This window comes from Mycobacterium sp. (genome assembly GCF_052144515.1).
In the GTDB taxonomy this organism is placed as follows: Bacteria; Actinomycetota; Actinomycetes; order Mycobacteriales; family Mycobacteriaceae; genus Mycobacterium.
Window position 1 is genome coordinate 1 of sequence record NZ_JBKQQD010000174.1, and the last position, 12,848, is coordinate 12,848.

The 12,848-nt window shown below is 66.7% G+C and carries 11 protein-coding genes and 1 pseudogene; 7 read left to right on the forward strand and 5 right to left on the reverse strand.

What is annotated here, in order from left to right; translation table 11 throughout:
• Positions 1-140: 140 nt before the first annotated feature.
• Positions 141-272, reverse strand: a pseudogene (locus ACLP9N_RS11675) (site-specific integrase); the annotation flags it as partial.
• Between the two features lie 381 nt (positions 273-653).
• Here ACLP9N_RS11675 and ACLP9N_RS11680 point away from each other — a divergent pair.
• From ACLP9N_RS11680 to ACLP9N_RS11700, 5 genes are all read left to right on the forward strand, one after another.
• Positions 654-950 carry a DUF732 domain-containing protein gene (locus ACLP9N_RS11680; RefSeq protein WP_442407556.1) on the forward strand — a complete coding sequence of 99 codons (297 nt, stop codon included), beginning with the start codon at positions 654-656 and terminating at the stop codon, positions 948-950.
• A gap of 194 nt (positions 951-1,144) precedes the next feature.
• Positions 1,145-1,603: a hypothetical protein gene (locus tag ACLP9N_RS11685; protein WP_442407557.1), complete on the forward strand. Its 459-nt coding sequence runs from the start codon at positions 1,145-1,147 to the stop codon at positions 1,601-1,603.
• Positions 1,604-1,713: 110 nt separating this feature from the next.
• Positions 1,714-3,366, forward strand: coding sequence for an Hsp70 family protein (locus ACLP9N_RS11690; RefSeq protein WP_442407558.1), 1,653 nt, complete (start codon positions 1,714-1,716; stop codon positions 3,364-3,366).
• A 116-nt stretch (positions 3,367-3,482) separates the two neighbouring features.
• Positions 3,483-6,248 carry a heterodisulfide reductase-related iron-sulfur binding cluster gene (locus tag ACLP9N_RS11695; RefSeq protein WP_442407559.1) on the forward strand — a complete coding sequence of 922 codons (2,766 nt, stop codon included), beginning with the start codon at positions 3,483-3,485 and terminating at the stop codon, positions 6,246-6,248.
• Positions 6,249-6,383: 135 nt separating this feature from the next.
• Positions 6,384-7,679, forward strand: coding sequence for a pyridoxal phosphate-dependent aminotransferase (locus ACLP9N_RS11700; RefSeq protein ID WP_442407565.1), 1,296 nt, complete (start codon positions 6,384-6,386; stop codon positions 7,677-7,679).
• Between the two features lie 6 nt (positions 7,680-7,685).
• Here ACLP9N_RS11700 and ACLP9N_RS11705 read toward each other — a convergent pair whose 3' ends face one another.
• Entirely contained in the window at positions 7,686-8,009 is a 324-nt protein-coding gene (locus ACLP9N_RS11705; protein ID WP_442407560.1) for a PE family protein, read from the reverse strand.
• Positions 8,010-8,101: 92 nt separating this feature from the next.
• On the opposite strand from ACLP9N_RS11705, the gene ACLP9N_RS11710 reads away from it, so the two are divergent.
• Positions 8,102-9,400 carry a YibE/F family protein gene (locus tag ACLP9N_RS11710; RefSeq protein WP_442407566.1) on the forward strand — a complete coding sequence of 433 codons (1,299 nt, stop codon included), beginning with the start codon at positions 8,102-8,104 and terminating at the stop codon, positions 9,398-9,400.
• Here ACLP9N_RS11710 and rfbA read toward each other — a convergent pair.
• From rfbA to ACLP9N_RS11725, 3 genes are read right to left on the reverse strand one after another with little or no spacing between them, the layout of a single operon-like run.
• A complete protein-coding gene (rfbA, locus tag ACLP9N_RS11715; RefSeq protein WP_442407561.1) occupies positions 9,348-10,217 on the reverse strand; it encodes a glucose-1-phosphate thymidylyltransferase RfbA in 870 nt (289 codons plus the stop codon). The two genes, ACLP9N_RS11710 and rfbA, sit on opposite strands and share 53 nt — an antisense overlap.
• A gap of 37 nt (positions 10,218-10,254) precedes the next feature.
• A complete protein-coding gene (locus tag ACLP9N_RS11720) occupies positions 10,255-10,629 on the reverse strand; it encodes a nuclear transport factor 2 family protein (protein WP_442407562.1) in 375 nt (124 codons plus the stop codon).
• 26 nt (positions 10,630-10,655) lie between these two features.
• Positions 10,656-11,411: a maleylpyruvate isomerase family mycothiol-dependent enzyme gene (locus tag ACLP9N_RS11725; RefSeq protein WP_442407563.1), complete on the reverse strand. Its 756-nt coding sequence runs from the start codon at positions 11,409-11,411 to the stop codon at positions 10,656-10,658.
• A 101-nt stretch (positions 11,412-11,512) separates the two neighbouring features.
• Here ACLP9N_RS11725 and ACLP9N_RS11730 point away from each other — a divergent pair.
• Positions 11,513-12,848 (forward strand): DUF222 domain-containing protein (locus tag ACLP9N_RS11730; RefSeq protein ID WP_442407564.1); only part of this gene is annotated, 1,336 nt, incomplete at its 3' end.

Sequence of the window (12,848 nt, forward strand, 5' to 3'; positions counted from 1 at the left end):
CCGTCACCGACTCCGCATCAAGGATTTCCCGCTGATCATCAGAGCGACCCTGCACCCCACAATCATCCCAAAAACCCACGATCAACCAGCCAACCGCCACGCGGGATTATTCAGGAGTCTCCTAGGCGCTGGTCAGGACATCATTTTGCGGGCTGGGACCGCAGTCGGACATCATCGAGGTCGTCATCAAACAGGTCTGCGTAGACATCCAGGGTCATCGACGCCTTGGCGTGGCCGAGCATCCGCTGAACCACCTTCACGTTGGCCCCGGCGCGCCTGCTCGAACCCGTACCCCCCCTCGGCGCATGCACCGGGCTCTGGGCACCTTGTCTCACCGATTCTCCGACTGGGCCAATCGGTCGGTGACGAAAGTCGCCGCCGGAGTCTATTCGGTCTGGGAGAGCGGTCTTCTCATCTACGTGGGTATGTCGGGACGGGGGTTGGCAGCAGAAGACATCGCGATGCCCCACTGCTAAAGAAAGCGAACACCTAACCGGGACATAGCGTCTCGAAAGTTTGCGCAATCACCATAAGACGCACGTTGAATAAGAACTGGCGTAGCAAAGGCGGTTGCGATGTCCCTCGGAGTTCTCGATAGTGCGGTCGCGTCAAAGCGGCATAAGGCTGGCGCGCGAAGGATGGGGATGGTTGGCGTGGCCGTCTTGGCGGCCATCGCCTTGGGTGCCGAACCTGTTGCGAACGCCGCTCCGGCGCCGCCGGGCGGTGGGCGTGCCTTCCTGACAGATGTCAGTGCGGCCGGTCTCGGTGACAGCGGCGGTAACCAGGTGGCGCTGGACCAGGGCCTGGATATCTGTGGCCTGATGGACGCTGGCCTCAGTCGACAGAACATGGTGCGGCAGTTCTCGGCGGAGAACCCGGCGCTGGGTCCAGGCGGGGCGGCGCAGGTCGTCGGATTCGCTATCCGCGACCTGTGCCCGTGGCACGGCTAAATGCACTGGTCCTGCGAAAAGCCTTGGGCGACCAACGCGCGCCCGCGCGGCCAACACAACCGACTCATTGACCTGCCGTTTGTCGCGCAACCGTCACAACTTCATTCGGCGAGCGCCCAGGTGCGTTCGTCAGCATCGAGCAGGTCAACACCTTCTGAGCAGCACTGACAGGTGGTGTCAGTACCATCGTTGCCGTGGCAGGTAACGGCCCGTCGGACGACTTCAACAACCAGCAGACCACGAAGGCCGCCTACGGCATGGACGAGGCGCCGTCGGATACACCGCCCGATCAGTCCCCCGAACACGAGGGATTCCAGCCGGCCCCGTGGTACCGCAGTCCCCCGCTGCTCATCGCCTGGCTGGTGCTGGTTCTGATCCTGATCGCGCTGATCGTCTACGGGATCGGCGAGCTGATGGGCGGCAACGAAGGCACCAGCCCGGCGCCGTCGTCGACGACGACCACCACAACCGCGCCGACCACCTCCACCTCCGAACCACCGGCCAGCACGACCACCGAGACGCCGCCGCCCACCAGCAGCGAAGTCCCGCCGCCGACACAGCAGCAACCGACATACCAGCCAACCAACCCGCCGACAACGAAGCATCACCCACACCTGCCAACGCTGCCGCCGGGGATAAGGCTGCCGTTTTGACCACTGATCGGTAACGGCGCGCGTGCCAGCGATTAGCGGCGTGATGATCCCGCTATGGTGAGGACGGCGAGCCGACCGCCAGCGATCCGACAAACACAGGGGTATGCGATATGACCGAGTCGCTGGGGCTGTCGATCGGGGTGGCCAATCTGGTCGCCGCCCGGGTGGGCAGCGCTGCGGTGAGCCGCAAATCCGTGTTGACAATCTTCGACCACCGGGCGGGCGAAGTTGGCCTGCCGGAGGAAAACCCGAACCTCAACGAACCCGGCCTGGTGATGCGGGGATTCGTCGAGCGAGTCGGTGACGGGGCGCCGTTGGTGGCGGCCGACGGGACGAAATACCTCGGCGAGGCGCTGACAGTCGAAGCGCTCGAGGCGATGGCACGAACGGTCGGCTACGGAACCCCAGTCACGATCGCGATCCCCGCATATTGGTCCGAGCGCCAGTCCGCGGCGCTGCGTGACGAGTTTTTCGCCCAGCCGGCCCTGGCGCCCAACGGCGTGCCTCCGCTGCTGATCTCGGACGCCACGGCCGCGCTCGCGGCCCTGCGCACCAGACCGGAGTTCCCGACGAACGGCGTCGTCGCCCTGTGCGACTTCGGCGCGGGCGGCACCAGCGTCACCCTGAGCAACGCCGGCTCGAACTTTCAGCAGGTGGGCTCGTCCGTCCGCTACGCCGACTTCTCCGGCGACGAGATCGATCAGCTGATCGCAAATCACTTGCGGGCGAGCGCCTCCGGCGCCGATACCAGCACCGACATTGCCGGCACCGCACAAATGGGGTCATACACTCGCCTGCTCGGCGAATGCCGGCGTGCCAAGGAAGAACTGTCAGGTGCCGGCGAGGCCACCATCGCGACGGGTGCCGGCGCAGATATCCGGCTGTCCCGCACAGAATTTGAGCACCTGATCTCCGGACCGCTGGACCGATTCGTCTCCACTGTCGAAGAGATCCTGCAGCGCAACGGAATTAGGGCCAACCTGGCGGCCGTGGCGACCGTCGGCGGCGGCGCCAGCATTCCGGTGCTCGCCGCCCGACTGTCGGAACGCCTGCAGGTGCCGATCTTCACCACACCGCAACCCGTGGTCAGCGCTGCCGTCGGCGCAGCGGTGCTCGGGCAGCAGCGATTGTCGGCGGGCGCGACGACGGCCGCGGCACCCGTCATCGAAACACCGACGCAGATGGCCGGCACCCCACCGACCCAGGCGGTCCCCACTGCGTCGGCTGCACCGGCGCCGCTGGCCTGGTCGGAAGACGCCGATGCGGGCGACGAGCCGGTCCCCTACACCGGCGGTGAACACAGCGGCGAATATGCCAGGGAGGCAGCGGGATTCGACTATGCGGCCGACGACCGGTATGCGGATGAGTCCGCACGGCTGCCCTGGTACAAACGTACGGCCCTGGTCCTCACCGTGGCCGGCGCCGCCGCGGCCGTGCTGGTGGCGGTGGTGCTGGCCCTGACCCTTGGCCACACCAACACCAACCCGGTAAACACCACCCCGTCGAGCGCGCCCCCGCCAACGCCGCAAACCGTGACGGTGATCCCGCCGCCGCCCACCAGCAACAGCCCCGCGCCGCCGCCGGTGACCACCACCTACGAGCCCACCACCACGCCCGCGCCGCCTCCGCCAACTACGACGCCCCCGCCGCCCACAACCACCCAGCCGCCCCCGACGTCGCAGGTGACCACCACCGCGCCGCCGACGACGACGCGGGAAAGGCCGTTCCCGCTACGGCCCTTCGAACCCCCCTGGAGGCGCTGACTTGGCGTTGACTTAGGGCAGCCTTTCTCGCGTCGCAACCGGCACAGATGCCACTATGAGCAAGCTGGAGATCGAACGAATTTTCGTCGAGTGACAATGCATTGGGGAGACCTTCTGTGACCACGCAGACGCTCATCAGATTGGTGCTGGGCCTGAGCATGACGGCAGTCGTGGGATTTTTCGCTGCGCGCCGCGTCTTCTGGCTATTCAAGCTGGTCATGTCCGGCCAACCGGCCAGCGGGCGCACCGACGAGCTGGGCACCCGGATCTGGACTCAGATCGCCGAGGTGTTCGGGCAGCGTCGCCTGCTGAAGTGGTCGGTGCCGGGCTTGGCGCACTTCTTCACCATGTGGGGCTTCTTCATCCTGCTCACGGTCTACATCGAGGCCTATGGCGTGCTGTTCCAGCCCAACTTCCACCTCCCGATCATCGGCCGCTGGAACGCGCTGGGCGCGGTGCAGGACTTCTTCGCGCTGGCGGTGCTGACGGGCATTGTCACGTTCGCGATCATCCGGCTGCGCAGTGAGCCGAAGGAATACGGCCGCGGTTCGCGCTTCTACGGTTCACACACCGGCGGCGCGTGGCTGATCCTGTTCATGATCTTCAACGTCATCTGGACGTACGCCATCTTCCGCGGGGCGTCGGTGAATGCCCTCGGCGACGAATTCCCCTACGGCAAGGGCGCTTTCTTGTCACACGCCATGGGCAACCTGATGGCTCCGTTGGGGCAGCACACCAACGAGATCATCGAGACCGTCGCGCTGATGCTGCACATCGGCGTCATGCTCTCCTTCCTGCTGATCGTGTTGCACTCCAAGCACTTACACATCTTCCTGGCGCCGATCAACGTCACCTTCAAGCGCCTGCCCGACGGGTTGGGACCGCTGCTGCCCGTCGAGGCCGACGGCAAGCCGATCGATTTCGAAAACCCGCCGGACGACGCCGAATTCGGCCGCGGCAAGATCGAGGACTTCACCTGGAAGGCCATGCTCGACTTCGCCACCTGTACCGAGTGCGGGCGCTGCCAGTCGCAATGCCCGGCCTGGAATACCGGCAAGCCGCTGTCACCCAAGCTCGTCATCATGGACCTGCGCGACCACTGGATGGCCAAGGCGCCCTACATCCTGCGCGAGAAGACCTCGGAGCCGCTTGAGGGTCTCGACCTCGAGACGGTCAAGGAAGAGGGTCACCACGTGCCGGAGTCCGGCTTCGGCCGGATACCCGGGCACGGGCCGGAGCAGGCGGCCCGCCCGCTGGTCGGCACCGCCGAGCAAGGCGGCGTGATCGATCCCGACGTGCTGTGGTCCTGCGTGACGTGCGGCGCCTGCGTCGAGCAGTGCCCCGTCGACATCGAGCATGTCGACCACATCGTCGACATGCGCCGCTACCAGGTGATGATGGAGTCGGAGTTTCCCGCCGAGCTGTCCACGTTGTTCAAGAACCTGGAAACCAAGAGCAACCCCTGGGGACAGAACGCCGGAGACCGGACCAACTGGATCGACGAGGTCGACTTCGACGTGCCGGTCTACGGCGAGGACGTCGACAGCTTCGACGGCTACGAATACCTGTTCTGGGTGGGCTGCGCGGGCGCCTACGACGACAAGGCCAAAAAGACCACCAAGGCCGTCGCCGAACTGCTGGCCATCGCCGGGGTCAAGTACCTGGTGCTGGGCACCGGGGAGTCCTGCAACGGCGACTCGGCACGCCGCTCCGGCAACGAATTCCTCTTCCAGCAGCTGGCCCAACAGGCCGTCGAGACCCTGGACGGACTGTTCCAAGGCGTGGAGACGGTCGACCGCAAGATCGTGGTCACCTGCCCGCACTGCTTCAACACCATCGGCAAGGAATACCGGCAGCTCGGCGCCAACTACACGGTGTTGCACCACACCCAGCTGCTCAACCGGCTGGTGCGCGACAAGAAGCTGGTCCCCGTCAGCCCCGTCTCTCAAGACATCACCTACCACGACCCGTGTTACCTGGGCCGGCACAACAAGGTCTACGAGGCGCCGCGCGAGCTGATCGGGGCCGCGGGAGCCAACCTCACCGAGATGCCGCGCCACGCCGACCGCAGCTTCTGCTGCGGCGCGGGCGGCGCACGCATGTGGATGGAAGAGCACATCGGTAAGCGAATCAACCACGAACGCGTCGACGAGGCGCTGGCCACCGGGGCCGCGACCGTCGCCACCGGCTGCCCGTTCTGCCGGGTGATGGTCACCGACGGGGTCAACGACCGGCAGGAAGAAGCCGGTCGCAGCGGCGTTGAGGTGCTTGACGTGGCCCAGATACTGCTCGGGTCTCTCGAGTACGACAAGGCGACGCTGCCGGAGAAGGGGACGGCCGCCAAGGAAGCCGAAGAGCGCGCCGCCAAAGCACCGAAGGCACCCAAGGCCGCCGCACCGGCCGCGCCGGCCGAGGCGCCTGCAGAAGAAGCCCCGGCCGAGGCGCCCGCGGAGAAGACCGAAGCGAAGCCCGCTCCCGCCGCGCTCGTTAAGGGTCTAGGTATGGCAGGCGGCGCCAAGAAACCGGGCGCCAAGAAGGCGGCGGCGCCAGCCCCCGAATCCACGCCAGCCCCCGAATCCACGGAAGCCACGGAAGCCACGGACGCCAAGGCGCCCGCCGCGCCGATCAAGGGCCTGGGCATGGCCGCCGGAGCTAAGCGACCCGGCGCCAAGAAGGCTTCGATTCAAGAGGCCCCTGCAGCCGAAAAGCCAGCGGCCGCGGAGCCGGCAGCCGAGCCGGAAGAAGCCAAGGCTCCCGCTGCGCCCGTGAAGGGCCTGGGCATCGCGGCCGGCGCCAAGCGACCCGGCGCCAAGAAATCGGCGGCCCCAGCTGCCGCGCCCGCCGCCCCGGCCAAGGATGACGAGCCGGAGGCCAAACCCTAAGCAAAGCCGGAACCCGAGGCCGAAAAAGAGACCGACGGCGAAGCCGCGCCGCCTGCCGCGCCAAAAGGGCTGGGAATCGCGCGCGGAGCCCGTCCCCCGGGCAAGCGCTGATAACGTTTCGATAAGAGTCAGCAAATTTCGGTAGACAGCAATGGCACCATAGGTGACGTGACACCTCACCAGCTGCCCGTGCACGCCCTCGGTCATCATCGGCCGCGGGCGTTCGCGCAGTCGTCCAAGCTTCAGGACGTCCTGTACGAAATCCGCGGCCCGGTACATCAGCACGCGGCGCGGTTGGAGGGCGAAGGGCACCGCATCCTCAAGCTCAATATCGGCAACCCGGCGCCGTTCGGCTTCGAGGCCCCCGACGTGATCATGCGCGACATGATCCAGGCGCTGCCGTACGCGCAGGGCTACTCCGACTCGAAGGGCATCCTGCCGGCCCGGCGTGCGGTGGTCACCCGCTACGAGCTGGTCGACGGCTTCCCCCGGTTCGATGTCGACGACGTCTATCTGGGCAACGGGGTCTCCGAGCTGATCACGATGACGCTGCAGGCCCTGCTGGACAACGGCGATCAGGTGCTGATCCCGGCGCCCGATTACCCGCTGTGGACGGCGTCGACCTCGCTTGCGGGCGGCACACCGGTGCATTACCTGTGCGACGAGACCCAGGGCTGGCAGCCCGACATCGCCGACATGGAATCGAAGATCACCGAGCGCACCAAGGCGCTGGTCGTGATCAACCCTAACAACCCTACCGGCGCCGTCTACAGCCGCGAGATCCTCACCCAGATCGTCGACCTGGCGCGCAAGCACCAGCTGCTGCTGCTCGCCGACGAAATCTACGACAAGATCCTCTACGACGACGCCAAGCACATCAGCCTGGCCACACTGGCGCCGGATCTGTTGTGCCTGACGTTCAACGGCCTGTCCAAGGCCTATCGGGTCGCCGGGTACCGGGCCGGCTGGCTGGCCATCACCGGCCCCAAGGACCACGCCGGCAGCTTCATCGAGGGCATCAGCCTGCTCGCGAATATGCGGCTATGCCCCAACGTCCCGGCGCAGCACGCGATTCAGGTCGCCCTCGGCGGCCACCAGAGCATCGAAGACCTGGTGCTTCCCGGCGGCCGGCTGCTCGAGCAGCGCGACGTGGCCTGGACCAAACTCAACGAGATCCCCGGGGTGTCCTGCGTCAAACCGGAGGGTGCCTTGTATGCGTTTCCCCGGCTGGATCCCGAGGTCTACGACATCGCCGACGACGAGCAGCTGGTCCTTGATCTGTTGCTGCAGGAAAAGATCCTGGTCACGCAGGGCACTGGGTTCAACTGGCCGGCGCCGGACCACCTGCGGATCGTGACGCTGCCGTGGTCGCGTGATCTCGCCAACGCGATCGACCGGCTGGGAAACTTCCTGACCAGCTACCGGCAGTAAGCCAGATCACCCCAGCAGGTCGCGCGCGCCCGTCTGCAAAGGTGCTGCGTTATCCGCTTCAGCAGTCGCATACGCCTGGCCCGCGGCGCTTAAGGCCTGGACGAACTGCTGGTGAAACTCCGCGATCTGCGCGCGGACTCCCTGATAGGCCTCGGCGTGCTCGGAAAACATCTGTCCAACCGCCAACGACACCTGATCGGCGGCCGCCGCAAGTTCACCCCTGGTCGCTGCCCCCGCGACCGCGCCGGCAGCGTCGATCGTCGAACCGATGTTCGTCAAATCCTGGGCGGCTGTTGCCACCGCTTCGGTTGCCGCAACGACAAACGACATACCGGTTCCTCCCGACGCTAATTACGAGATCGTATCGCCGTTGGCGTGGCGGAGTCCCCGATTTGACCAACCTTGTGACCAACAACCCTACCGTGGAGCGGGTGACCCACGCACATGCGCACTCGCACAGCTTGTCGTCGGGGCCATCACCGACGAAGCCCCTGGATCCGCTGCCCGCCAAGATCGTCGTCGGGCTGCTGGCCGCGATCGGTATCGCGGTGATAGCCGGCGCGGTCTGGCTATGGCCGAGCCGCCAGCATGTCGAGGTCCCGATGCCATACCAGAACGCCTCGGGCGGCGCGGTGAACACCGTGAGCGGGCACGTGCTGTCCAGCGGGTTGGGCGACTGCGGTAGCCCGTCGGCCGGACAGGTGCTGACCACTGCGCCGCTTCCCGCAACCCCGGGCGCGGGGCGGTGCGTGCTCACCCGGGTGGCGATCGATTCCGGACCGAACGCGGGCGCCGGCACGTTGCTCGAGTTCTCCCCCGGCCCGGGCCAGCCGCAGCTCGCCTCGGGTGATCACATCCGCGTCATCCGGGCCGTCGACGCACAGGGCACCACGACCTATGCGTTTTACGACTTCGAACGCGGCTGGCCGCTGGTCGTTCTTGCCCTGGCGTTCGCGGTGGTGATCGTCGCGGTGGCCCGCTGGCGCGGGCTGCTGGCACTGGTCGGCATCGTGGTCGCCTTCGCAGTGCTGGTGGTGTTTCTGCTGCCGGCGCTGCGCGACGGCGCGCCCGCGGTCCCGGTGGCGCTGGTGGCGTCGGCGGCGATCCTGTACGCGGTGATCTACCTCGCGCACGGGATCAATCTGCGGACCAGCGCCGCGCTGCTGGGCACCTTGTCGGCATTGCTGTTGGCGGCGGGATTGTCGTGGGCCGCGATCGGTCTGGCTCATCTCACGGGTCTGTCGGACGAACAGAACTCCCAGGTCACCGTCTATCTCGGCAATGTGTCGATCAGCGGGCTGTTGCTCGCCGGCTTCATCATCGGTTCGCTGGGCGTGCTCAACGATGTCACCGTGACCCAGGCGTCGACGGTGTTCGAGCTCGCCCGTCTCGGCGGGAACACCTCCCGGCGGGCCATCTTCCTGGGCGCGATCCGGGTGGGCCGCGACCACATCGCGAGCACCGTGTACACGTTGGTGCTGGCCTACGCCGGCAGTTCGCTGCCGCTGCTGTTACTGTTCAGCGTCGCCAACCGGTCGCTGAGTGACGTGCTGATCAGCGAGAGCGTGGCCATCGAACTGGTCCGCTCGGCGGTGGGCGGCATCGCACTGGCGCTATCGGTGCCGCTGACGACGGCGATCGCCGCGGTGCTCGCGAAACCGGGCGGGGTCAGCGAGGACGTTCCAGCAGCTCCAGCAGGTAGTGGCCATACCCGGACTTGACCACGGTGCGCGCCCGTTCGGCCAACTCCTCGTCGGTGATCCAGCCCCGCCGCCAGGCGATCTCCTCGGGAACGCTGACCTTCAGGCCCTGCCGCCGTTCCAGCGTGCGCACGAAATCGCTGGCGTCCAGCAGCGAGTCGAACGTGCCAGTGTCCAGCCAGGCCGTGCCGCGGACCATCTGCTCGACGGCCAGCCGGCCCCGGTTGAGGTAGATCCGGTTGATGTCGGTGATCTCGTACTCGCCGCGCGCCGATTTCTTCAAGCCCTTGGCGATCTCGATGACGTCGTTGTCGTAGAAATACAAGCCTGGTATCGCGTAGTTGGACTTCGGTGTTTCGGGTTTCTCCTGCAGCGACAGCGCCATGCCGTCGGCGCTGAATTCGACGACACCATAGGCTGAGGGATTAGCCACCCAATACGCGAAAATGGCTCCGCCGCTGATGGATTGGAAGCGACTCAGGCTGGTGCCCAGTCCGGGGCCGTAGAAGATGTTGTCCCCCAACACCAAAGCCGCGGAATCATTACCGATGTGTTTGGCGCCGAGGACGAAAGCCTGCGCCAGACCGTCGGGTTGGTCCTGCGTCACATAGCTGAGGTTGATGCCGAATTGCGAGCCGTCGCCAAGGAGTCGCTGGAAGCCCGCCGCGTCGTGCGGGGTCGTGATCACCAGGATGTCGCGGATGCCGGCCATCATCAGCGTGGACAGCGGGTAGTAGACCATCGGCTTGTCGTACACCGGCAGCAACTGCTTGCTGATGCCCAAGGTGATCGGATGCAAGCGGGTGCCCGAACCCCCGGCCAAGATGATTCCGCGCATGTAAGGCTCCTTGCTTCAAATTTGCCTCGAACGACCCCTAAGTTACGAGGTCGGCCTCGCTGAGTTCGGTGGCGTCCAGCGCCGACGCCAAGTCATCATGCCGGAACACCGAGGTCACGTGGTCGCGAACTATCCGAAATGCCGACGCGGCGGTCGTGGCGGCGCCGGGATCGTCGGGATCGCTGATCTTCTGTTCGACGACCACGACGCCGTCGTGCACGTAGATCCGGCCCGGCTCAGCCGTCGCGGTATGGGAGGCGGCCCACCGGCGTAGCGCCGCGTGCCCCTGGGCGGCTCCGTGCACGTCGCCGATGTCGATGTCGTCGCTGGACAGAGCCACCAGGGTGTCGAGGTCCGAGGCGTTGAGGGCGTCGTGCCAAGCCAGAACGGTGGCAAGCTCCGATGTGGTCATGGTCTGCAAATTACCGTGCGCTTTTGCTATAGCGGCGTTCGGTCCAGCCACTTTTGCCACACCGCGTCGTCGCCGAACACCGCGATGCCGGTATCGGCGACCGGCACTCGTCGCACCACCGCCAGCAGCAGCTCGGTTGCGCCGCCGCGCAGCGCCACGGTGCCCTTGCCGTGCTCGTGTGACCAGGTGATCCCGTCGTCGGCGACACTGACCGTCCATTCGCCCGCTTCACCCAGCCCCGGGTCGGTGGCGTGCAGGTGCATGGTGTTGCCGTCCTCGAGCGGCAGTGGCGCCCCGTCGCTTCCGGCCTGAATGGCGACGCGCTCAAGCCATTCGGTGATTCCGTCCGCCGCGATGTCGGGTTCGAGCGTGAAGTCGCTGCCGAGCGTGATGGCTAGGTCTGCCCGGTGCACCGCCACCTCATGCAGCCGTCGCCGGATCCACCAGTTCGCCGGGCGCGGCCCGAGGAAAGTCCAGACCGTGGTTTCCACGCCGGACTGCTCGACGGCGTCGATCAGCCGTTGCGCGCCGCCGTGCAGCCAGGAGATCACGTCGTCGGGATCCGGTGGCGGTTTGCCGCCTTCGACGCTGCGGGGATCGAGGTAGTCGTCACGTCGTTCGCTGACGATCTGCGCAGCCCAGCGGTCACCACGGCCCACGTGACGCAACAGTTGCTGGATGTTCCAGCCCGGGCACGTGGGCACGGGCAAGGACTCGTCGGCATCGCGGATCAGATCCGAAAAAGCGCGATTCTCCTGGAGGAATGCGGCCGCGTAGTCCACGCGGTCAGGCTACCCGCCGGGATTATCCACGGTCGCGACTTTATCCACAGTCTGCGATTTCGGCCGGTGTCGGTGTCGGATTCTCGCCTAAGATCGAAAGCATGTTCGATGAGTTGTGGCGGGGCGCCGACGATGCCGCGGTGGTGGCCGGGATCGACGCGGCCGCGCGGGCGGAGGCAGCCGCGGCTGCGCGGCGGCTGTCCGCGATCGCCGAGCTGGTGTCCCGCCGCGCCGACGGGCCCACTCACCACGCGCACTGGTCATGCGACAACTGGGATGTCATAGCCGCCGAAGTGGCCGCCGCACAGAACATCAGCCACGCCATGGCCTCGGGCCAGATGTATCTGGCGGTGGCCCTGCGGGACCGGCTACCCAAAGTGGCGGCTCTATTCGCTGAGGGCACCATCAGTACCCGACTGGCGACCGCGATCGTCTGGCACACCGACTTGATCACCGACCCAGACACCATGAGCCTGGTCGACGCCGCCCTTGCCGACAAGGCGAGACACTTGGGACCGCTGTCGGTAGCCAAGTCCACCATCGCCATCGACGCCATCGTCGACCGGCACGACCCGCAAGCGGTGCGGCGCACTCGGGTCGGCGCGCGCGGGCGTGACGTAGTGATCAGCCCGGACCACGACGGCAGCGGTACCGCGGCGCTCTGGGGCTCGCTGCTGAGCAACGACGCCGCCGTGTTGGACCGCCGGCTCACCCAAATGGCCCACCAGGTCTGCGACGACGATCCCCGGACCATCGCTCAGCGCCGCGCCGACGCCCTGGGGACGCTGGCCGCCGGGGGTGAACAGCTGGTCTGCGCATGTGGGACTCCCGACTGCCCCGCCGGTGCCGACACCGACCCCCGGGCAACCGCCGTCGTCATCCATGTGGTGGCCGAGGCCTCAGCGCTCACCGCCCACCCCGACCCGCACAGCTCTGGTGAGCCCGCGCCGCGACCGATCACACCCAAAACAACGCTGCGTGAGGCGCTGGCCCCCGATCCCTGCCCCGAACCCGAGGCGGTCCGATTGCCCTCGGCCCGGATCGTCGGCGGCGCCACGGTGCGCGCGCCGTTGCTGGCCGAGTTGATCGCCGGCGGCGCCGCCGTCAAGCCTATGCGCCATCCCGGCGATAGCCCACCGGAGCCGGTGTACCGCCCCTCGGCCCAGCTGCAACGCTTCATCCGGTGCCGGGATCTGGCCTGCCGGTTCCCGGGTTGCGACCGACCCGCAGAATTCTGCGACATCGACCACACGGTGCCCTACCCGGTGGGCCTCACCCACCCGTCCAACCTCAAGTGTGTGTGCCGCAAGCATCACTTGCTCAAAACCTTCTGGTCGGGGCCCGACGGCTGGCGCGATCGGCAAGACCCCGACGGCACAATCACCTGGACTGCTCCGTCCGGACGCACCTACATCACCCGACCCGGTAGTCGGCTGC